Source organism: Paraburkholderia sp. BR14312 (assembly GCF_040948675.1).
In the GTDB taxonomy this organism is placed as follows: domain Bacteria; phylum Pseudomonadota; class Gammaproteobacteria; order Burkholderiales; family Burkholderiaceae; genus Paraburkholderia; species Paraburkholderia nodosa_A.
The window spans coordinates 129,666-149,369 of record NZ_JBFPKI010000006.1; the positions used below are offsets into that span (position 1 = coordinate 129,666).

The 19,704-nt window shown below is 62.3% G+C and carries 20 protein-coding genes and 1 pseudogene; 9 read left to right on the top strand and 12 right to left on the bottom strand.

Going from position 1 to position 19,704, the window contains the following annotated elements; genetic code table 11:
• Positions 1 to 29: 29 nt before the first annotated feature.
• Positions 30 to 617, bottom strand: a complete 588-nt coding sequence (locus AB3X98_RS18215) for an NUDIX domain-containing protein (protein WP_069265987.1) — start codon at positions 615 to 617, stop codon at positions 30 to 32.
• Between the two features lie 103 nt (positions 618 to 720).
• Between AB3X98_RS18215 and AB3X98_RS18220 the strand changes: the two genes are divergently transcribed.
• Entirely contained in the window at positions 721 to 1,476 is a 756-nt protein-coding gene (locus AB3X98_RS18220) for a DeoR/GlpR family DNA-binding transcription regulator (RefSeq protein ID WP_368602406.1), read from the top strand.
• A gap of 471 nt (positions 1,477 to 1,947) precedes the next feature.
• Here AB3X98_RS18220 and AB3X98_RS18225 read toward each other — a convergent pair whose 3' ends face one another.
• From AB3X98_RS18225 to AB3X98_RS18255, 7 genes are all read right to left on the bottom strand, one after another.
• On the bottom strand, positions 1,948 to 2,814 hold the full coding sequence (locus AB3X98_RS18225) for an MBL fold metallo-hydrolase (RefSeq protein ID WP_368602407.1): 867 nt from the start codon (positions 2,812 to 2,814) through the stop codon (positions 1,948 to 1,950).
• Positions 2,815 to 2,838: 24 nt separating this feature from the next.
• Positions 2,839 to 3,528 (bottom strand): class I SAM-dependent methyltransferase, encoded by a 690-nt coding sequence (locus AB3X98_RS18230; RefSeq protein ID WP_368602408.1) that lies wholly within the window; start codon positions 3,526 to 3,528, stop codon positions 2,839 to 2,841.
• On the bottom strand, positions 3,512 to 5,035 hold the full coding sequence (gene mctP, locus AB3X98_RS18235; RefSeq protein WP_368602409.1) for a monocarboxylate uptake permease MctP: 1,524 nt from the start codon (positions 5,033 to 5,035) through the stop codon (positions 3,512 to 3,514). The genes AB3X98_RS18230 and mctP overlap by 17 nt, the downstream gene beginning before the upstream one ends.
• Positions 5,032 to 5,256 carry a DUF3311 domain-containing protein gene (locus tag AB3X98_RS18240; protein WP_069265872.1) on the bottom strand — a complete coding sequence of 75 codons (225 nt, stop codon included), beginning with the start codon at positions 5,254 to 5,256 and terminating at the stop codon, positions 5,032 to 5,034. The genes mctP and AB3X98_RS18240 overlap by 4 nt, the downstream gene beginning before the upstream one ends.
• Positions 5,253 to 6,485, bottom strand: coding sequence for a PLP-dependent aminotransferase family protein (locus AB3X98_RS18245; protein WP_368602410.1), 1,233 nt, complete (start codon positions 6,483 to 6,485; stop codon positions 5,253 to 5,255). The genes AB3X98_RS18240 and AB3X98_RS18245 overlap by 4 nt, the downstream gene beginning before the upstream one ends.
• Positions 6,486 to 6,649: 164 nt before the next feature.
• On the bottom strand, positions 6,650 to 7,552 hold the full coding sequence (locus tag AB3X98_RS18250) for a LysR substrate-binding domain-containing protein (RefSeq protein WP_069265874.1): 903 nt from the start codon (positions 7,550 to 7,552) through the stop codon (positions 6,650 to 6,652).
• 118 nt (positions 7,553 to 7,670) lie between these two features.
• Positions 7,671 to 8,465 (bottom strand): SDR family oxidoreductase, encoded by a 795-nt coding sequence (locus AB3X98_RS18255; protein ID WP_368602411.1) that lies wholly within the window; start codon positions 8,463 to 8,465, stop codon positions 7,671 to 7,673.
• A 128-nt stretch (positions 8,466 to 8,593) separates the two neighbouring features.
• Between AB3X98_RS18255 and AB3X98_RS18260 the strand changes: the two genes are divergently transcribed.
• Positions 8,594 to 9,511, top strand: a complete 918-nt coding sequence (locus AB3X98_RS18260; protein ID WP_368602412.1) for a LysR family transcriptional regulator — start codon at positions 8,594 to 8,596, stop codon at positions 9,509 to 9,511.
• Here the strand turns inward: AB3X98_RS18260 and AB3X98_RS18265 are convergent.
• Entirely contained in the window at positions 9,488 to 10,468 is a 981-nt protein-coding gene (locus tag AB3X98_RS18265) for a LysR family transcriptional regulator (RefSeq protein ID WP_368602413.1), read from the bottom strand. The two genes, AB3X98_RS18260 and AB3X98_RS18265, sit on opposite strands and share 24 nt — an antisense overlap.
• Positions 10,469 to 10,762: 294 nt before the next feature.
• On the opposite strand from AB3X98_RS18265, the gene AB3X98_RS18270 reads away from it, so the two are divergent.
• A complete protein-coding gene (locus AB3X98_RS18270; protein ID WP_368602414.1) occupies positions 10,763 to 11,863 on the top strand; it encodes a YeiH family protein in 1,101 nt (366 codons plus the stop codon).
• Between the two features lie 70 nt (positions 11,864 to 11,933).
• Here the strand turns inward: AB3X98_RS18270 and AB3X98_RS18275 are convergent, their stop codons facing one another.
• Both AB3X98_RS18275 and AB3X98_RS18280 read right to left on the bottom strand, forming a co-directional pair.
• Complete coding sequence (locus AB3X98_RS18275) at positions 11,934 to 12,305, bottom strand: DoxX family protein (protein ID WP_368602415.1); 372 nt, start codon at positions 12,303 to 12,305, stop codon at positions 11,934 to 11,936.
• A 90-nt stretch (positions 12,306 to 12,395) separates the two neighbouring features.
• Complete coding sequence (locus AB3X98_RS18280) at positions 12,396 to 13,268, bottom strand: NmrA family NAD(P)-binding protein (RefSeq protein WP_368602416.1); 873 nt, start codon at positions 13,266 to 13,268, stop codon at positions 12,396 to 12,398.
• 276 nt (positions 13,269 to 13,544) lie between these two features.
• On the opposite strand from AB3X98_RS18280, the gene AB3X98_RS18285 reads away from it, so the two are divergent.
• The 6 genes and pseudogenes from AB3X98_RS18285 to AB3X98_RS18310 all read left to right on the top strand — a co-directional run bounded on the left by AB3X98_RS18285 (position 13,545) and on the right by AB3X98_RS18310 (position 17,841).
• The gene (locus AB3X98_RS18285; protein ID WP_069265879.1) at positions 13,545 to 13,964 is read left to right on the top strand and encodes a helix-turn-helix domain-containing protein; all 420 of its coding nucleotides are present in this window, start codon (positions 13,545 to 13,547) and stop codon (positions 13,962 to 13,964) included.
• A gap of 97 nt (positions 13,965 to 14,061) precedes the next feature.
• On the top strand, positions 14,062 to 14,670 hold the full coding sequence (locus AB3X98_RS18290; RefSeq protein WP_368602417.1) for a TetR/AcrR family transcriptional regulator: 609 nt from the start codon (positions 14,062 to 14,064) through the stop codon (positions 14,668 to 14,670).
• An 80-nt stretch (positions 14,671 to 14,750) separates the two neighbouring features.
• Positions 14,751 to 14,955 (top strand): annotated as a pseudogene (locus AB3X98_RS18295) (short-chain dehydrogenase/reductase); the annotation flags it as partial.
• 43 nt (positions 14,956 to 14,998) lie between these two features.
• Positions 14,999 to 16,000, top strand: a complete 1,002-nt coding sequence (locus AB3X98_RS18300; RefSeq protein ID WP_368602596.1) for an NADP-dependent oxidoreductase — start codon at positions 14,999 to 15,001, stop codon at positions 15,998 to 16,000.
• Between the two features lie 400 nt (positions 16,001 to 16,400).
• Positions 16,401 to 17,381, top strand: coding sequence for a helix-turn-helix domain-containing protein (locus AB3X98_RS18305; RefSeq protein WP_368610295.1), 981 nt, complete (start codon positions 16,401 to 16,403; stop codon positions 17,379 to 17,381).
• A gap of 160 nt (positions 17,382 to 17,541) precedes the next feature.
• Positions 17,542 to 17,841 carry a hypothetical protein gene (locus AB3X98_RS18310; protein WP_069265882.1) on the top strand — a complete coding sequence of 100 codons (300 nt, stop codon included), beginning with the start codon at positions 17,542 to 17,544 and terminating at the stop codon, positions 17,839 to 17,841.
• A 12-nt stretch (positions 17,842 to 17,853) separates the two neighbouring features.
• On the opposite strand, the gene AB3X98_RS18315 is transcribed toward AB3X98_RS18310, so the two are convergent.
• Complete coding sequence (locus tag AB3X98_RS18315; protein WP_368602418.1) at positions 17,854 to 19,401, bottom strand: methyl-accepting chemotaxis protein; 1,548 nt, start codon at positions 19,399 to 19,401, stop codon at positions 17,854 to 17,856.
• Positions 19,402 to 19,704 lie beyond the last annotated feature (303 nt).

The following is a 19,704-nucleotide window of genomic DNA, read 5'->3' on the forward strand; positions in this document are numbered from 1 at the left end:
ATCGATAAAAAACGAGCGAAGTGTGTATGTTAGCGCGCGAGACCGCGCAACGCCGCGTGTTGTAACAGCATGATCGTCTTGCCGTCCACGATCTCGCCGCGCTCGATCATGCTTAGCGCCTCGCCAAGCGGCACTTCGACCACTTCCAGATCCTCGCCTTCCTCTTCGACTCCGCCGCCCGCGCCGGGCCGCTCGGCGGGGTCGTATTCGCCCAGGTAGAAGTAAAGCTTCTCGGTCACGGAGCCCGGGCTCATGTACGCCTCGAACACCTTGCGCAGGTTGCGCACGCGGTAGCCCGTTTCTTCCTCGACTTCGGCGCGAATGCGCTCGTCGGGCGCGGCGTCGTCGAGCAGGCCGCCCGGGGCTTCGATCATCATGCCGTCGTGCCCGTTGACGAACGTCGGCATGCGAAATTGCCGCGTGAGCACGACGTTGCCGCTGCGCGGATCGTGCAGCAGGATGGTCGCGCCGTTGCCGCGATCGTAGGTCTCGCGGCTCTGGCGCTGCCACGCGCCGTTGCTGCGCAGGAAGTCGAAGGTCACCTTGCGGAGCACATACCAGTCGTCGGACAGCACGGTGGTTTCGATCATTCGCACGCGGTCTTTCGTTGCAGTCATCTCGTTCCCCTTGGTCGGCATTCGCCATTCATGGTATCGTGCAGTTTCGTGCAAAATCAAGAAAATTCGTGCAATCCCGTGTAACCCGGTGTGCGCCATTCCCATGCTCACAGATCAACGAAAGAAAGCGATACTCGCGGCGCTCAAGCGCGATGGCCAGGTGCTCGCCGGCGAACTGAGCGCGCAATTCGGCGTTTCCGAGGACACCGTGCGGCGCGACCTGCGCGAGCTGGCCGCCGAGGGCCTGTTGCAGCGCGTGCACGGCGGCGCGCTCCCGGCTTCGCCGGCGGTGGCGCCTATCGCAGAGCGGCGCGGCATGGAGGTGGCAGCCAAGCGACGCATTGCGCAAAAGGCCGCGGACATGATCGCGCCGGGGCAGGTGGCGATCGTCGATGGCGGGACGACCTCGGCGCTTCTGGTCGAGTGCCTGCCGCGCGATCTGCGGGCAACCATCGTCACGCATAGCCCCGGCGTCGCGGTGGCGCTCGCGGAGCATCCCGCCATCGAAGTCGTGCTGATCGGCGGGAAGCTCTACAAGCATTCGGTGGTCACCGTGGGCGCGGCGGCCGTGGAGGCGATCGCGCACATTCACGCAGACCTGTACTTCATGGGCGTGACGGGCGTTCACGTGCAAGCCGGGCTGAGCACGGGCGATTTCGAGGAATCCTATGTAAAACGCGCGCTGGCTGCGCGCGCGGCTGAAACGGTCGTCCTGGCGTCGGCCGCGAAGCTCAACGCGGCGTCGCCGTATTGCATCGGTCCAATCGGTATGGCGCAGACCATCGTCGTCGAGCGTTCGGCGGACGCGAAGCTGATCGAGCCGATCGAAGCGGCCGGCGTGACGGTGGTGCGTGCCTGAGTGCGTGATCACAGCTATCCCACGATGCCAAGAACAAACGCATTCAAGCCCAAAAGCAATAGCAACAGGATCGCAGGCAAATGGCGTATGACAAACGAGCCAGCATCGCGCTTGCTCAAACTGGGAGTCGCGTTGAATCTTGCACGTTTTCTCATTTCGAAGAATTCCCAAAGCGTCGCGCGCGACGACGATGTACCCATCGCAGCGAGGTGGTGGAGTCTCGCGTCACGGCGCTGAAGTTTCCAGGCAACGAACAGCGATGCTGTGTTCAGTAGGCAGCAGCCATCGAAAGCAGCAGGTAGCGCATGAGTTCGATTTCGTAGTCGACCGGCGCGGTCGGGGCGGCGCTGTCGTCCATTGATGGCGGAGGCGCATCTGCGTCGATGCACGCGCCGGTCGGAGCTTCCGTAGCGGCGCAAAACGCATTGCCACGGCCTGGACCCGCGCGCCGAAGCGACCTTAGCGCGCTGATCATGAGGGATCCGCCACGAAACAGGACTCGTCGATCGGAATCCGCATATAGCGACGGCCGTTGTCATCGGAAGCGGGCAGACGTCCGCCGCGCAAATTCACCTGCATCGCGGGGAACAGCAGCGCGGGCACCTTCAGCGTGAGATCGCGCGCAGTTCGCATCGCAACGAATTCGCTTTCGCTGATGCCGTCGCGCACATGGATATTGTGTTGCCGCTGCTCGGCAATCGTCGTTTCGAAGCGTACGTCACGCCCCGCAGGCGGGTAGTCGTGACAGACGAATACGCGGGTCGATTCGGGCAGTGCCAGGAGCCGCCGGACCGACGCATAGAGCGTTTTCGCATCGCCACCCGGGAAATCGCAGCGTGCCGTGCCGAGGTCGGGCATGAACAGCGTATCGCCGACGAACAGCGCATCGCCAATCAAATAGGCCGTGTCTGCGGGCGTGTGTCCGGGTGTCGGAATCGCACGCGCCGTCATGGTGCCGATCGTGAATGCCTCCTCGGGTCCGAATAGACAATCAAAGCCGTGCTCGTCGGCGAGATCGAACGTCGTCGAGAACAGCGAGCGCACGTCGGCGATACGCGCGCTCGTAGCGATGGTGCCGCCCCTGCGCCGTTTCAGTTCGACGGCGCCCGATAGATGATCCGCATGCGCATGCGTTTCGAGAATCCATCCGACGACCAGATGCTGCTCCCCGATAAACGCGAGGATGCGATCGAGTGACGCGGTCGACGGGCGCCCGGACGCCGTGTCGTAGTCCAGTACCGGGTCGATCACCGCGCAAGTCGAACCCGCGCCCGCATGAACGATGTGACTGACAGTGCCCGTCACTGCATCATGAAACGATTGAACATGAGGAAACATAAAACACTCCTGAAGCGTGATCCACTACATGCACGAAGCGCGCACGAGAAAGAACGTGCGTTGCGCGGCGGGCGCGGGCGCCGCGGACCCGTGATCGACATAGCGTTCGATCTGCACGTGATCGAAGCCGGCTTCGAAGCAGGCTTCGCGAAAAGCGGTCGGTCCATGAACGCGAAAACCGTGGCGGCTGAACGGCATCGACAGCGCCGCTTCGGGTGTCATCGCCGCGATCACCAGTTGTCCTTCGTCGCGCAGCACACGGCGGATTTCCCGAAGGGCTGCCAGGAGGTCCGGCCAGAAGTAGACGCTGTTGATCGCGATGGCCTTGTCGAATGAGGCGTTTGCGTAGGGAATGCTGGCGACGTCCGCCGTCGTCAGCGCGACGCGTCCGCGCGCCAGCAACATGGCGTTGCGTTCGCGAGCCGCAGTCGTCATCGTCGGCGATATGTCGATGCCCACGAGCGTCAGCCGTGGCGCACGCGTCAGCACGGACAGGATATGGCCGCCGTTGCCTGGCCCGATCTCGACGATGCGTTCGTCCGCCTGCGGATCGAGTCTGGTGAACGCTGCATCGATCAACGCGGCGTTGACGCGCTCCATCATGTCGCCGACCGCGAGGCCGGTCTCGGCCGTGGGGCACGCGAGGTGCGACATCAAGGTATCGATGTCGATGCCCGCGAGCGCAGCGTTGGTGCTATCAGTTCTGGAGGTCACCTTCGACTCCTTCTTCCTGCGGTTTCGTGAAAAGGACCGACGACGCGAGGACGACGATGAGGTTGGCAAGCAACGCGATCACAGCGGCATAGACCGGCATCGCGAGCGCGCCGACATGAATCGTGTAAGTAGCGGTCTTGAAGCCATTCACGGCCACCATCCACGTGCCGGTGCCCAGACCGGATATCCAGCCCGCCATCAGACTGCGCGCGCGCACGGCGGGCACGAAGAGACCCAGCACGACGGCAGGCAAGGTCTGCGTGATCCAGACGCCGCCGAGCAACTGCAACTGAATGGCAAACTGAACGGGCATGAACAGCACGAAACCCAGCGCCCCGAACTTGACGAACAGCGAGACCTGCTTTGCTACCCGGGTCTCGCGCGCCGCGCTGCAATACGGCGCGAAATACGGCCGCCACACGTTGCGCGTGAAAAGATTGGCCGCGGCAATCGACATGATCGCGGCGGGCACCAGCGCGCCAATGCCGATCGCCGCGAACGCGACGCCGACGAACCACGAAGGGAAGTAGTGCAGGAAAAGTGCGAACACTGCGAAGTTCGGGCCGTATTGCCGGAACTGATCCGCGTACTCGGGCATCGCGCCGACACCCGCCGCGAGCGCCATCACACCAAGCAGTGCGACGAAGGCGAGCAGCAGCGAATACGCAGGCAGCAAGGCCATGTTGCGTCGGATCACGCGATCGGATGATGCGGAGAGTGTTGCCGTCATCGAATGCGGATAGAGCAGCAACGCAAGTGCCGAGCCGAGCGCGAGTGTTGCATACGACGAGTACGCGTTGAGGCTCGTGGCGTCCGGCGCTTTCAGCAGCAGCTTCGCTGGCGGCAACGCCGCGAACATGTGACCGAAGCCGCCAAGCCGCGCCGGGATCACGATCAGTGCCCCGATGATCGTCGCGTAGATCAGCAAGTCCTTGACGACAGCGATCATTGCCGGCGCGCGTAATCCGCTCGACCACGTATAGACCGCGAGTACGCCGAACGCGACGAAAAGCGGCGTTTCGCCGAGCCAGCCATGCGTCGGAAGGCCGAGCGCGCCGAGCGTGACCCGAATGCCCACCAGTTGCAACGCAATATACGGCATGGTCGCGAGAATGCCTGTCAACGCGATCGCGAGCGCAAGGGGCCGGCTGCCAAAGCGCTGTTCGATGTAGTCGGCGAGGGTCACGTGGCCATGCTTGCGCGCAACGCGCCACAGGCGCGGCAAGACGAGAAAGCCGAGAGGAAACGTGATGATGGTGTACGGCACCGCGAAGAACCCCGTCGCGCCCGCAGCGAAGACAAGCGCCGGCACGGCGACGAAGGTGTACGCGGTGTAAAGGTCGCCGCCGATCAGGAACCAGCTCATGACGGTGCCGAAGCGCCGACCGGCGAGTCCCCATTCGTGAATGGCGCTGAGATCGCTGCGCCGCCATCGCGCCGCCGCCATCCCCAGCACGCTCACCAGTGCAAAAAGTGCGATGAAGATACCTATCGACATTACGTTCATGCGGCACCTTCTTGCGATCGCGCTGCGGACTTGCGCACGGCGCTCGCGTCGAGCAGGTAAGCTGCACCCGTCAGCAGCGCGCCCGCGAGAACGCAGCCCGTTTGCCACCAGTAGAAGAATGGCCAGCCATCGAGCGTGGGTGTCATGCGGTTGTAGAACGGCACGCTAAGCGCGGCAACAATGGGCGAGGCAAGCAACAGCAGAGTCAGCCGGGATGTCATCGGTCGAGTTCCAGGTCGAAAACGGGGGTAAACGCACGCGAGTGCGCGTTGATGAGCGCCGCCAGCCGTTCGATGCCGCGGTCGATCTGCTGCGGCGATACGGTCGCGAAGGACAGGCGCAGAAAGTGGTGGAGCGGATCGCGTGCAAAGAACGGCGCGCCGGGGACGAATGCGACATTGACGGCAAGCGCGTCTTCGAGCAGTGCCGCGCTGTCGATGTCGGGCGGCAGCGCGAGCCAGACGAACATGCCGCCTTCGGGCACGTTCCAGCGCACGCCTTCGGGCATATGCCTGTCGAGTGCGGATAGCATTGCTTCGCATTGCTGACGATAGAAACTGGCAAGTCGCGGTACGTGAGATTCGAGCAATCCGTCGCGCACGGTCTCGTAGACGATGTGCTGCGAAAGCGTCGAGCTATGCAGATCGGCCGCCTGCTTGACCTGGACGAACTTTTGCTGCAGCGCGCCCGGCACGATCATGTAGCCGACCCGCAATCCGGGCGCGAGGGCCTTTGAAAACGAACCCAGGTAAATGACGTTGTCGGGCGCCATCGAATGGATGGACGGCAACTGACCGCCGTCGAACGCAAGCGCGGCATAGGGATCGTCCTCGACGACGATGAGCCCGGTGCGGCGGGCGATTTCCGCGATCTTCCTGCGACGCTGGAACGGCAGACGCGTCCCCGTGGGATTCTGGAAGTTCGGCTGCAGATACAACAGCGCGGCGCGCTCGGGTTCGATGTATTCGAGCGCTTTCGACACGATGCCGTGGTCGTCCGTCTGCACGCTCACGAATTCGGGTTCGTATAGCGAGAGCGACTGCAACGCGCCGAGATACGTCGGCCGCTCCACGAGCACCGCGCTTTGGGGATCGACGAGCACCTTGCCGATGAGGTCGAACGCCTGCTGGGAGCCGCTCGTGATCAGGACGTTGGACGGCGTGACGGGATGCTGGCTGGTCGAGTGCGCGCGCGCGATCCATTTGCGCAATGGCGCATAGCCTTCCGTTGCGCTGTACTGGAAGATGTCGGCACTGGAAGCATGCGTCGCCCGAGCGGATGCATCGCGTAGTGCGGCGAGCGGAAACGAGGCGGGCGACGGAACGCCGCCCGCGAACGAGATCATGTCGGGTCGTTCGGTGAGCTTGAGAATTTCGCGAATCGCCGAACTGTTCAGCGATCGTGCGCGTTGAGCGATACGCCGCTCGGCACGGGACAACGTATTTGCCATCTGATTGCTCCTCCTTGAAGAGCGTCATCGTAGACAGCAGGGAAACAATGAAAAAGACGGCTGGAGGAGTAAAACTGTTTCCGCGTGGAAACGATCGGGACGAGGACGAAATCGGGCCTGCGCCCTTTTTCATGCGCTCGAATGAAGGCTGTTTGCGAAGGGAGTCAGTCGTTCATCAAGGCGGGCAACGCTTCGGCGAGATAGTCGACGGTCGCGCGCATCGCTTGCGTCATGCCGCGTTGCGACGGAAAGACGATACTTAACGTGCCTCGTGGGATGTGCCAGTCCGGGAGGACGCGCACGAGCCGTCCGTCTGCGAGTTCGGCCTTGCACATCGGCGAGGGTAGGGCGACGACGCCTAGCCCCGCCTGGGCCGCGAACTTCGCGAACGGCGCGTCGTTGCAGCGAATCCTCGGGTGGTAGGAAACGGTCGCGGTGCGTCCATCCGAGGCATGCAGCAACCAGGTACAGCCGGTATCGCGACGCGCCAGCTGCATGCCGTCCGCGCCGTTCAGCTCAGCCGGCTCGGAGGGCGGTCCATTCGCAAAGAGCGTGGGGCTCGCGACGAGCACTACGCGCGTTTGCCCAACGGGCCGCGCGATCAGCGACGAACTTTGCAGCGGCTCCGTATGGCTGCGCAGCGCAATGTCATACCCTTCTTCAACGATGTCGACATAGCGGCTGGAGGTCTGCAGATCGATGTCGATTTTCGGATGCACGGCGAGAAACGGCGGCAGCACTCTATCGAGCGCCATCCGGACGATGCCGGCCGCACACGTGATGCGCACGCGTCCAACCGGCTCCGTCAGGCGCGCCTGTGCGGCCTGCTCGGCATCGCGTACCTCGTTCATTACGCGCAGGCAGTGCGCGTGGAAGTCCACGCCCGCCTCGGTGAGCGAGAACTTGCGCGTCGTGCGGTTCGCAAGCCGCAGTCCCAACGCCTGCTCCAATGCCTGCAGGCGTTTGCTAAGGGTGCCCTTGGGTATCCCGATTGCATCGGCCGCAGCGGAAAAGCCACGTTTCTCGACCACGACCGAAAAGTAATACAGATCATTGAGGTCGATCATGGCGATCGTTTCCGTACTGAGACAATGAATCCATTCTAGACCGCTTTCAGTGCGGTTCTCGTCTGATGAAATGGTGAACGAAGCGGCGCCGCGAGCCGAAGCGCGCCGGCCTCGCGAATCACAGAATGCCGGTGCCGAGGCCCCCGTCGACCTGGATCGTTGCGCCGTTGATATAGCTGGCGCGGGGAGACGCCAGAAACGCGACCAGCGCGCCGAGTTCCTCCGGACGACCGAGGCGCCGCAAGGGGACTTCCGCGGCCAGTTCCGCGAGGCCCTGTTGTTCGCTTCTGCCGTCCGCGAGTTTCTGCTTGAGCGACGACTCGCGGATGCGGTCGGTCAGTATCAATCCCGGTGCCACGTTGTTGACGGTGATGCCATTGCCGTTCGCCTCGCGTGACAGCAGCTTGGCGAGGCCGACTACGCCCAGGCGCATGCTCGTCGACAGAATCGATCCCTGCATTGCGTGCCGCACCGAAAAGCTGACGATATTGATCACGCGGCCCTCGCCGGAGCGGCGCAGATGCGGCAGCGCCAGGCGTGTGAAGCGCGCGATGCTCAAGAAGCTGAGCTCGAACGCCTCTTGCCACGCGGCGTCGTCAAACGTGTCGAACGAGCCGAAGGGCGGACCTCCGGCGTTGTTGACGAGAATATCGAGCGAGCCAAATTGGGCGACGGTATCGGCGAGCGCATGCGATGCGTCGTCTGGACGCCTTACGTCCACTGTGATCGCATGTGCGTTCGTCACGCCCGCTTCGCGTAGCTGCGCCAGTGCGTGTGCATGATGGCCGCCGTTCGACGAAGCGATCATCACGTTCGCCCCCTCGCGTCCCAGTTCGATTGCGCTCGCCAGTCCGAGCCCGCGTGACGCGCCGAGCACGAGCGCCGTTTTTCCCGACAGTTTCAGATCCATCATCTCCCTCTTCGTTACGAGAACACGGTCAGTCTAGTTTCCGGCGATACTTGCATAAACGGTCGATTCGGTAATGCTGGATTCCATTCTTGAAACGACCGGTCGACGTGTTCGTCTGATGAAATGAACCTATGGACTGGAACAGATTACGGTTTTTCATTGCCGTCTATCGGCATCGGACGCTTGCCGGCGCTTCGCGCGAATTGAACAGCAATCCGCCTACGGTCAGCCGTCAACTGGCCGCGCTGGAGCATGAACTGAAGGCCAGGCTGTTTCTGCGCACGCCCCGCGGCTATTTGCCGACAGACACGGCCGAAGCACTGGTCGACGTCGCGACGCAGATGGAGCGCAGTGCGCTGGAACTCGAGCGGCGCGCGGGTGGTGCAGATATGTCGCCGCGCGGTGTGGTCCGTGTTGGCACGTCGGATGTGCTGGGCACCGGGTATGTCATACCGGCCATTGCATCGGTGCGTCGCAAGTACCCGGAGATTCGCATCGAGGTGGATATCGCTTCAGCGTTTTCCCGGCTCGCACAACGCGAGAACGATATCGTCGCGCGCAACGTACGACCGGAGCAGGCGTCCGCTATCGTGCGTCGTCTTCCCGGTCTGACGACCGCGCTGTACGCGAGTCCGGCGTACCTTGCGAACTTCCCGACGCCGCGTGATATTGGCGATCTCGTTGCGCACGAGTTCGTCGCGCTTGTCGCGGGCGACGGGATCCGCTGGTTCCCGCCGCTGCAAGCGTTGAGAACCAGCCTGCGGGTGCCGGGCGTACAGGTGAACTCGATTCTCGCGCTCGTCGCCTCCTTGCAAGGCGCGCTGGGCATCGGAGAATTGCCGACCTATATCGGTGATGCCATTCCTGATCTTGTGCGCGTGCTGCCCGATGTGGAAAGTGCCTACGATGTCTGGCTCGGCATGCATGCCGATTTTCACCGGACGGCACGCGTGCGTGTCGTCGTCGATATGATCGTTCAACAGTTTCAAAGCGGGGAGGGCGGTCGAGTCGCACGCATAGCCAAGTCAGGGATGGCCGCGGGGGGCTAGCCGGGCTTGGTCGCTCTGCATTGCCGGAGCGTCGCAAACATGAGCCCCCGCGATGGGAAAAGGACCGCCCGCATGCGCGGTATGCTCAAGGGCTAGTTCGAAGAAGGCCCGAGCGCATGGTGAAAGCGAACGCCTCTTGAGCCAGACCAGATGCAGCGCGCGTTCTATTCGCATGTCAGCCACCTCCAGGGTGCGGATTTCGCCACGGGCGATTTCCGTCTCGATACTGAGTGAGGACAGGTAGGCCATGCTCGGTTGCGAAACAAGCATGCGCTTGATGGCCTCCGTATCGCTCACCGACATGGAAGGTACCATCTCGAACCCGGCGCGCTGATACGCGGACTCGACCACCGCGCGAGTACCCGAACCCGGTTCGCGCAGGATCACCCTCCGTTCAGCAAGATTGCGCGCCAACAGTAGTTGCCCGTTGCTTTGACGCAACCCCGGCGCGGCTGCGAGTACGATTTCGTCGGAGCCAACATATTGCGCGTGCAGGCGTGCTTCGTCGTATGGACCCTCGATGAAACCGAGCGTGTAGTTGCCGTTACCGAGGCCGCGCACGACCTCCTGTGTATTGGTGACAGTCAGTTCGATGCTGATCTTTGGATAGCGCGTCGTGAACGTGGCGATCATCTTCGGCACGAGGTAGACACCTAGTGTTGCGCTCGCGCCTATTTGAAGGTGCCCTGAGTCAAGACCTGCGATTTCCTTCAATTCGGATCGGGCCGCCTCGGCGAGGGTGAATATCCGTTCTGCGTAGTCGAATAGCAGTTTCCCCGCATAGGTGAGCGCCACGCCTCGGGGCAGCCTGTCGAAGAGTAGGACACCCAGGCGATCTTCCAGTTCCTTGACCTCGCGGCTAACGGCGGGCTGGCTTACCCGCAGACGCAAGGCGCCGCCGCTCAAGCTGCCGGCGCGGGCAACTTCATAGAAAGCAAACAGATGAGTGAAATTCATTGGCAAGGCCCGCGAGAATCGCCGTGGCCGATTCATGGTCCGAAATCCGGCGACCCACGATTTCCCACGAGACGGCCACGATGGTAGCGCCGTTTCATCCGCCATTAAAGGATGCCGCAAGTGCAACACCGTTTCCTGTGGGAAACGATCGCCGTGATCAGCCTGCAGGGGGCTGCCAGAACCTGGAAATGAGGTGGCATAACTCAAAGTCAGGCAACAGCTGCCTATTTTGTATTTTTCACCACACCGAACGACGCATAGCCTAGTCACTCCGTTTAACCGACTGGTGTCGAAATGTCGTCTCTTTCGCCGAATCGCCGAACATCCCGTAGCAAGTATGCGGTTGGGCCCTGTTACCTTATTGGACTGATTCCCGGTGTTGCGCTCTGTGCCGGCGTATGCCTGATCGCATGGCTGCTGCAAACGCTGCAAGCGCGTCTATTTGGTCATGTGTGGCTTGAATCGCTCGTGCTCGCGATCCTCGTTGGCGCGCTGGTCCGTATGATATGGACGCCGGGTGAGCGTTGGACAAGCGGGATTACGTTCAGCGCCAAAGCCTTGCTGGAAATCTCCGTCGTGCTGCTCGGCGTATCATTTAGCGCCGCCGCATTGCAGGCGACCGGCCTCAAGCTGCTGTCGGGCATCGTTGTGATCGTCATCGCGGCCATCCTGGCGAGTTACGGAACAGGACGCGCACTGAAGTTGCCGCGGCGCATGGCGGTCCTGATCGCGTGCGGAAATTCGATCTGCGGAAATTCAGCCATCGCAGCGGTTGCGCCCGTGATCGGCGCCAGCCGCGACGATGTCACTGCATCGATCGCCTTCACCGCGGTGCTTGGCGTTGCGGTTGTGCTTGGCTTGCCGCTGCTATCCGCGGGTCTTCATCTGAACGCCGTGCAGTATGGGACATTGGCAGGTATGACCGTCTATGCGGTGCCACAGGTGCTTGCAGCGACCATACCTGTTTCACCCGTCAGTGTGCATATTGGCACGCTGGTTAAACTGGTGCGTGTGCTCATGCTCGGACCGGTGATGCTGCTCCTGTCCACGCTTCTGCCTGTACGTGCTGCGAACCCAGGTACGCCGGAGCCGGGTGACGGTACGACGATGCTGCCCGGCAAGGTTCGTCTGACGAAGCTGGTGCCATGGTTTATCGTCGGCTTCGTTCTCCTGTGCGCGGCTCGAGCGACGGAGATGATTCCCATGCCGCTTTTGCAGCCGGCGAGCGAGCTAGGCAGCGCGCTCACGGTTGTTTCAATGGCTGCTTTGGGTGTAGGTACCGATCTGCGTACCGTCGCAAAGGCAGGTCCGCGCGTCACGTCGGCGGTGATTCTTTCGATACTGGTGTTGGCGGCGATGAGTCTGGTTCTGATCCACCTAATGCGCATTGAGTGATGTTGCCGTTAAACGCCTCAGATAGACGTCATGTGGGAAGCTTCGAGCGAATCCTCCTGCTCCTGCTGGTTTAGGCCCGAGCCAAAGAACCGGTAGTGAGCCGCTCGCGCCAGGCAATCCAGCCCACAACAATCGATAGTGTCGCCGCGACAAGCGGCGCCACCCCGTGTCCGAATTCGCCGTGCACTGCGACGGTTGCCAGCGCGGCCAACATTACGGTGCAGCCGAGCGCCGAGCCCCACAGCCGCGTCCGTGGTCGCGCGAGCAGAAGGGCAGTCATGAGTTCCAGCGAACCGGTTACGAAATGGAACCACTGCGGATATCCCCACTTCAGGTACTCCTCAAAGATGGATCGCGGGGCGACGATGTTGCTGAGCGATCCGACGACGAAAAAAGCGGCAAGAACCAAAGGTAATACCTGGCGCCAGGAAATCTTGGACATTCGTTCTACCTTCTCTGTTGGGTGCACAGCCGAGGACTAGTGCGGCCGCCCGTTCGACGAGACGGCCGGTCTCCGTTGTTCATGCCGAGTTCATGCCGTATTGGCCTTGTAGGCCGCCGCAAAGACATCGCGAGGAGACGTCGTGCCCGCGATGTGCTCCGTACCCGCGACGCCGAGATCCATCCAGCCCGCGTTGACGGCGTCGAACATCGCTTCGGCGGGCCCGGTCTGTCCCCTCGGGACGCCGAACTGTTCGAACGCTGCTGGCCAGCCGGCACGCGGGATGGAAAGGGCCTTGACGTCGCGCTGCAAGATTTCGCCCAGTTGGGCCGCGACTTCGTCCGCGCTGACCATCGAGCCAAGCTCGACGACGCGATGCCCGGACCACGGCTGCCCGGTCAGCAGCGCCGCCACTTCGGCGCCGATATCGTCGGTCGCGACCATGGTCGACTTCCGACTCGTCGGGTTGTAGTAGACAGGTAGCGTGCCGCTCTGGGCGACGTGCAGGCCGTAAAGGAAGTTTTCGAAAAACCCGCCGGCTCGCACATAGGCGATCGGCAACGTCAGATCGCGTAGTCCTTGCTCGAGAAGCGACAGGGCCGTGATCATTCCCAGGCCGCTGGTTCTGTTCGCCCCCATCGACGAGAGCACGACCACCCGCGGCGGCGCTGCTCTGGTCAGCGCCTCGACGTAGTTCGCGATCACGCCCTTTGCTTCCCTGAAATCAGGCGAGGGTGCCCAGACAGCCGGCAACATGACAAATGCGCCGTCGACTCCATCGAGCGCCCTCTCCACGGTGGCCGCATCATTCCAGTCGCCGTCGACGAGTTCCACGCCCCGATCCGCCCAATTCGCCGCCTTCTCGCGATTGCGGACCAGCGCCCGTACTTGCCGGCCTTGCGCCAATAGATGTTGGGCCGTTGCGCCACCTACGCGTCCGGTAATGCCCATTACCAAAATCATGTAGTTCTCCTGAAATTAAAATTGCCCTTAAATGCCAACACTTCTGCGGCTACTGCTGGATGCGGTAATGGTGGAATCTTCGGCTTCCGCCTGCGACTCAACGCGCCGGCCCAGATGCCCGCCGGAGTCAGCTACGGAAGGCGGCCGGGAACGGGGTTTGACATTCGAGCTCCCTGTGGAGCAGTCTTTGTTTGAGGGTAGGTCTATCATAGAGACCAATGCCTCGCGCCGGAAGGAGGCAGTTTTTTGTTACCAGAGGAGTTTAGGGGAACCCGAATGAGCACTGTCCAGAAGGCGATCGAGAGATTCAGCCGTTATCAACGTGAACTGGGCGCCGCCCAGCCTGCACACTGCGCGATTCGCGACGTGCTCGACCGCATCGGCGACAAATGGAGCATGCTCATGATCATGGAGCTGGCGACGCGATCGCGGCGCTTCAGTGAGCTTCACCGGGCCATCCCTGACATTTCCAAGCGCATGCTTACCCAGACACTGCGCGATCTGGAGCGCGACGGACTCATCACCCGCCATGTTTTTCCCACCAGCCCACCCAGCGTGGAATATCGTCTGGCTCCGCTAGGCCAGTCCCTGTTGGACCCGATGGCGGCCCTCATCGATTGGGCCGATCGTCGTTATCCCGACATCCATGCCGCGCGCGTGCGCTTTGACGGCGCATCCGGTGACGTCCCGCGCTAGATGCTCGAGCCGATGCGAGGTCGTCGGTGCCAGAACGAACGTTCGGGTGATCCCAACCGAGATTGCTTCGTGCAGCAAATTGCGCTGAAAGTGGTATATGATGACCATCATGCAGAAACCGTCATCCAATCGAAAACCGGCCAGCCGCAAGGAAATCACGCACGAGCGCATCGTCGAGGTTGCCGCCCGCGCGATTCGACGCAGTGGCTACGACGGGACGGGAGTGGCCGACATCATGAAGGAGGCTGGCCTGACACATGGCGGCTTCTACGCGCACTTTCCATCGCGGGAAGTGCTGCTTGCGGAAGCGGCCGACCGCGCCGGTGCCGAGGCCGTGGCATTGTCGGAGCAAATCGCCGCCTCCGTGCCGCAGGAGCAGGCATTGCCGTCGATGGTGCGCGCCTATCTGTCGAAGGAGCACCGTGACGCCATAGAAACGGGCTGCCCGGTCTCTGCCCTTGGCTCGGAGATGCCGCGTCAGGCGCCAGTCGTGCGTCGCGCGGCCACCCGCCGCATCAAGGAGATGATCGATGTCGTCGCGCGCCAATTGCCCGACTGGGGGCAGCCGGGCGCGCATGAGCAGGCACTTCTGACTGTTGCTACCATGGTCGGCACCATGGTGCTGGCGCGCGCCGTCGACGACCCCAAACTGTCGGATAGTCTTCTCGAAGCCGCACTGAATACATTCGCACCCGCTGATGAGTAATCCGTGTGCCCGGTATCGGCTTTCGTTGGATCAAAAATATGACGATTATCATATTTTTGATCCAACGACCAGGCGCGCACGATCGGCGAGTGAAGGAGGTAGTCGAAAGCGCTGACGGTCCTGAGGTTGTGGCCGAAACCGTATTGCGGGCCCGCTCTCGCGGCGCGCCCGAAACTCCGCTATGCGGCGGGCGGACTCGCCGGCCGTCTCAGATTGCTACGCAGATTTGCCCCTGTGGGCCTGGTGGACGCCGGCATTCGCAAGGACCTGCGGCTCACAGCGTAGATGATTCACGCAACAAGAAACTGGCAAGGAACAACGAACCATGATGAAGGCATTCGTCGTCGATCGATATGGACGCGAGAATGGCATACGAGCCGGCGAAATGCCGGATCCGGAACTGCGTGAGGACGACGTACTCATCCAGATTCACGCCGCTGGCGTGAACCCGCTTGATTCGAAGATCAGGGACGGAGAGTTCAAGCTTATTTTGCCCTACCGCTTGCCGCTGATTCTGGGCAACGACCTCGCTGGGACCATTGTCCGCGTCGGATCACACGTGAGGCGATTGAAACCGGGCGATGAGGTGTATGCGCGAGCGCCCAAAGACCGGATCGGCACTTTCGCGGAATTCATCGCGATCACGGAAGACGCCGTGGCGCTCAAGCCCAAAGCGCTAAGTATGGAAGAAGCGGCTTCGATCCCGTTGGTGGGCCTGACTGCGTGGCAGGCGCTGGTCGAACGAGCACAACTGAAGAAAGGGCAGAAGGTGCTCATACACGCTGGCTCGGGCGGTGTCGGCACCTTCGCCATTCAACTGGCGAAGCATCTGGGCGCAACCGTCGCGACGACAGCGAGCGCCGCGAATGCGGGATTGATGAAGCAGCTCGGTGCGGACATCGTCATCGATTACAGGAAGGACGACTTTGCCGCTGTATTGAAAGACTATGACGTAGTGCTGGATACGCAGGGCGGAAAGACCCTCGAAAAATCATTGCAAGTGCTCAAGTCGGGTGGCAAGCTGATCGGAATCGCCGGTCCGCCCGATCCTGAATTTGCCAGGCAGATGGGTGCCGCCTGGTTCCTGAGAGCGGCGATGCACCTTCTAAGCTATCGCATCCGAAAGGCGGCAAGACGTCGGAATGTCGACTATTCATTCCTCTTTATGCGTGCCGACGGAGATCAGCTAACCCAGATAGCCGGGCTCTTCGACTCTGCTGCGATAAAGCCTGTGATCGATCGTATATTCCCGTTCGAGTCAACGCGAGAGGCTTTGGCTTATGTTGAAACCGGACGTGCTAAGGGTAAGGTCGTTATCAAGATTCGATAAAAGGAGGGATCTGTGTTGGCTTCCTGGCAGAGGCAACGGCCCTTGCTGGGGCGGTATTCACTTCGTGAACTTGAATACACCTTGTAACAGTCCGCAGCAGCACGGGTAGCCGATGCAATGAAGCGGGCTCATCGGACCTTCCTCCTCTTTGTCGAAGACGGCGCCGCGCGTTGTGCATTTCAGCCTTTCCGGGGCATCGAATGGCCGCCCGTCCAGCGCGCAGCAAGGCGGATTCCCCTTACTCGTTTTTCCTTGCGCCGCCTGCTCTAAAGAATTTGCGCGCGTAACCGATAGCCCAGTAGTCGAGTGGAGGTTGCCCATCCCGTAGTCATTACGCATACCAAGGTGGCCTATGAGCCCAACGCCGAATTCCCTGCCTCATTCCACGTTCGATACCAGCGTGCTGCCTCGCGACCAGCAGTTTTCCGCGTGGCGCGAGGCAGTGAGCGTGATTTTCGACACGCAGACCGCAGAATCGCGCGACGCGGGATTCGGCACCAGCGTGAGCGGCTATCTGGTCGGCGACGTGGTGCTGGGCTCGATACGCACGGGCGCGCAGCGCTACGACCGCTCGAACGCGAAGATCGGCCGTGACGGTCACGATCAATATGTTCTGCAGTTCTATCTAGGTGGCCACTGCCGGGCGCGCGACGGCGGCCCGGAAGCGTGTACGCAGCCGGGCGACATGTTCATCGTGGACGCGGCCCAACCGCTCGCGACCGACACCACGCAGAGCGAATTCCTTAACCTGGCGGTGCCGCGGCGCTTGCTCGCCCCTTTGCTGACTGCTCCCGACCAGCAGAGCATGCGTGTGATTCGCGGCACCGATCCCACGGTCGCGCTGCTGCGCGAGCATCTGGGTGCGCTTTACCGACATGCCCCGCAATTGACGCTCACCCACGCCCAGGCCGTCATGCCCGCCACGCTTCAACTTGCGGCCAGCGCGCTCAACGCGAGCGTGAGCCCGGAACACTGGCCGGCTGTTCAGGAATGTGTGTTCGTATCGATCTGCCGCTATGTGGAGAAGCGCCTGACCGATCCGCAACTGAACGCGGAATTCGTAACGCGTGCATTCGACATGTCGCGCGCCACGCTTTACCGGCTATTCGAACAGGAGGGCGGTTTCGCGACTTATGTGCGCGAGCGCCGCTTGCGGCGCTGCCGCGAGATGCTCGCCGACCCGGCGCGACGCGGCATGTCGATTGCCGACATTGCCGCCGCACACGGATTCACCGACGCCGCGAATTTCACGCGCGCGTTTCGCCGTTCGATTGGTCTCTCGCCGCGCGCGGTACGCATGCTGGCGCTCAATGGCGAGACCGAACTGGCGAAAGAGTCCGGGGCGGACGACTGGCGCTACTGGATGGCCTTGATGCGTTGAGCATGAAACACGTGGGTCGTGCAAGCCGCATGTGAGACAAAACAACAAGTATTTGAGACATAGCGACAGATTTGGCCCCAGGCACTGCCGATTCATTGCCGCGTCATGCGCCGCCTGCAAAGATGCAGGCGCCTGCCAGATACGGGCAAACGGGGGAAACATGAAAAAGGCCCACAAAAAGCCGCGTCAAGGCGGCCTGTACTACTACGAAGCGGCATATTCGCTCGAACTCGCGCGTGGCGCGTCGCATATTTCCAGCATGCTGTCGACGGCGACACAGGAAGGTGCCGTGCAGGAAGTGATGCGCGAATTCATTGCGACGCACGGCAGGACCGCGCTGGACGTGTTTAGCTGGCTGCTGGCCGAGCGGCTGGACAAGCGTGGCTGCGCTGCGGCTGCCATGAAGGCCCGGGACTTCGACGCGTCCCGCCGGATGCCTGCGTTGGCCTGCGCAAGCTGAGCCGCAAACGGCTCAGTGCGCGAGCCTGAACGCCCCGACGGCGTCGCGCAGCGAGTCGGCCTGCTCGCTGAGCGCCATTGCGGCCGCGGCCGCTTCTTCCACGAGCGCCGCGTTCTGCTGTGAGACCTGGTCCATCTGCGAGACCGCGAGATTCACTTGCTCGATGCCGTCGCGCTGCTCTTCGGACGCGTTCGCGATCTCGTGCATGATGGTCGTCACGCGGCCAATGGACTCGCCGATCTCGTTCATCGTCTCGCCGGCCGAGCGCACATATTCCGAACCCGACGACACGTGCTCGACCGATTCGGCGATCAGCGTCTTGATCTCTTTGGCGGCCGCCGCCGAACGCTGTGCAAGCGAGCGCACCTCGCTCGCGACCACGGCGAAGCCGCGGCCCTGTTCGCCCGCGCGCGCGGCTTCCACCGCCGCGTTGAGCGCGAGGATATTGGTCTGGAAAGCAATGCCTTCGATGATGCCGGTGATATCGGCAATCTTCTGCGAGCTGCCGTCGATGCGCTCCATCGTCTGCACCGCGTTGCTCACGACTTGCGAGCCGCGATCGGCGACTTCCTGCGCGCTGTTGGCGAGCGTCTGAGCGGTACGCGCGTTTTCGGCGTTCTGCTTGACCGTGGCGGTGAGCTGCTCCATGCTCGCGGCCGTTTCCTGCAGCGAGGCCGCCTGTTCTTCGGTGCGCTGCGAGAGGTCGTCGTTGCCGGCGGCGATCTGCCGCGTCGCCGTGGAAATGGACTCGGAGCTGTGGCTGACCTTGCGCACCGTGTGCGCGAGCGCGTCCTGCATGGCCTTGAGGCTCGCCACGAGGCGGCCCATTTCGTCGCTGGAACGCGTTTCGAGGTTGGCGGTCAGGTCGCCGTCCGCGATGCGCTGGAGCGCGCCCTGCACGTTCTCGAGCGGCGCGGCGATCGCACGGTGCAGTCCCGCGGCGCATACGCCCGCCACCGCGAGTCCGAGCACGATCAGCGCGAAGCTGCCGGCCCGCAGCCATGAATAGCGGTCCTGCGCGCGGTCGAACGCCTGCTCGCCGTGCGCCTTCTGCCATGCCTCGAGCGCGGTCGAGGCCTTGGTGAGCGCGACCGAGAGCGGCGGAATCTGCTTCATCGCGATGTCATCCTGAGCCTGGCGGTCGCCTTGCTTGATCGCGGCCATGAGCGGCTGGATGCCTTGCTCCAGCATGCCGGTGAGGGCGGCTTGAACGCCGTCGGCGAGCGCCTGCTCTTCAGGAGCGTGCGGCAGCGAGCGGTAGACCTCCCAGGCCTTGTTCGAGGTGTCGACATAGTTCTGCGCCTTGTCGAGCAACGGCTGAATGTCGGGCGCGTCGGGGTGCAGGAGGATGCGGTCGAGCGTCGTGCGCGCGATCGTCAGATTCAGGTTGGCCTTGCCGATGTTGATGGCGGCGACCAACTGGTTCGAATAGGCATAGCCGAGCGCCGTATTGGTGCGCGACATGCCCGCAAGGCCGGAAACGCCGGCTGCCACGATCAGCAAGGCCAGCACTCCGACCGCGATGCGCAGACGGACAGAGATAGAGAGTCGTGCAAACACGAAGAGGGCTCCAGAACGCGAGGGGCTACGTAGCAGAAAAACGATCGTGCTTTGCGCGTGAGACGGCAAAGCACTGAACATGTTTACGGCGCTGGGCGAGGGAACTGAAGGTCGGCGCGGGAGCCCGCTGGACCTCTTGCGCAATGGTGGTTTTCCCCAGTCAATCGGGGAAAATTGCAAGCGCCTCAGTGCGCCGCGGAGCTACCCAGTATGCGCTGACGAACTCTCAGTCGCCGTTGATGGCATTTCGACGACCGGGCGGTTGTCCGTTCAGTCGGTTGTGGTGGGGCACGACGCGACGAA

Excerpts from the sequence above, each read along its gene's own strand:
- AB3X98_RS18220 (WP_368602406.1), top strand. The coding sequence starts at position 721 with ATGCTCACAGATCAACGAAAGAAAGCGATACTCGCGGCGCTCAAGCGC.
- AB3X98_RS18245 (WP_368602410.1), bottom strand. The coding sequence starts at position 6,485 with ATGGCAAATACGTTGTCCCGTGCCGAGCGGCGTATCGCTCAACGCGCA.
- AB3X98_RS18255 (WP_368602411.1), bottom strand. The coding sequence starts at position 8,465 with ATGATGGATCTGAAACTGTCGGGAAAAACGGCGCTCGTGCTCGGCGCG.
- AB3X98_RS18290 (WP_368602417.1), top strand. The coding sequence starts at position 14,062 with ATGATGACCATCATGCAGAAACCGTCATCCAATCGAAAACCGGCCAGC.
- AB3X98_RS18240 (WP_069265872.1), bottom strand. The coding sequence starts at position 5,256 with ATGACATCCCGGCTGACTCTGCTGTTGCTTGCCTCGCCCATTGTTGCC.
- AB3X98_RS18225 (WP_368602407.1), bottom strand. The coding sequence starts at position 2,814 with ATGTTTCCTCATGTTCAATCGTTTCATGATGCAGTGACGGGCACTGTC.
- AB3X98_RS18215 (WP_069265987.1), bottom strand. The coding sequence starts at position 617 with ATGACTGCAACGAAAGACCGCGTGCGAATGATCGAAACCACCGTGCTG.
- AB3X98_RS18265 (WP_368602413.1), bottom strand. The coding sequence starts at position 10,468 with ATGAATTTCACTCATCTGTTTGCTTTCTATGAAGTTGCCCGCGCCGGC.
- AB3X98_RS18260 (WP_368602412.1), top strand. The coding sequence starts at position 8,594 with ATGGACTGGAACAGATTACGGTTTTTCATTGCCGTCTATCGGCATCGG.
- AB3X98_RS18300 (WP_368602596.1), top strand. The coding sequence starts at position 14,999 with ATGAAGGCATTCGTCGTCGATCGATATGGACGCGAGAATGGCATACGA.
- AB3X98_RS18280 (WP_368602416.1), bottom strand. The coding sequence starts at position 13,268 with ATGATTTTGGTAATGGGCATTACCGGACGCGTAGGTGGCGCAACGGCC.
- AB3X98_RS18285 (WP_069265879.1), top strand. The coding sequence starts at position 13,545 with ATGAGCACTGTCCAGAAGGCGATCGAGAGATTCAGCCGTTATCAACGT.
- AB3X98_RS18250 (WP_069265874.1), bottom strand. The coding sequence starts at position 7,552 with ATGATCGACCTCAATGATCTGTATTACTTTTCGGTCGTGGTCGAGAAA.
- AB3X98_RS18270 (WP_368602414.1), top strand. The coding sequence starts at position 10,763 with ATGTCGTCTCTTTCGCCGAATCGCCGAACATCCCGTAGCAAGTATGCG.
- mctP (WP_368602409.1), bottom strand. The coding sequence starts at position 5,035 with ATGAACGTAATGTCGATAGGTATCTTCATCGCACTTTTTGCACTGGTG.
- AB3X98_RS18310 (WP_069265882.1), top strand. The coding sequence starts at position 17,542 with ATGAAAAAGGCCCACAAAAAGCCGCGTCAAGGCGGCCTGTACTACTAC.
- AB3X98_RS18275 (WP_368602415.1), bottom strand. The coding sequence starts at position 12,305 with ATGTCCAAGATTTCCTGGCGCCAGGTATTACCTTTGGTTCTTGCCGCT.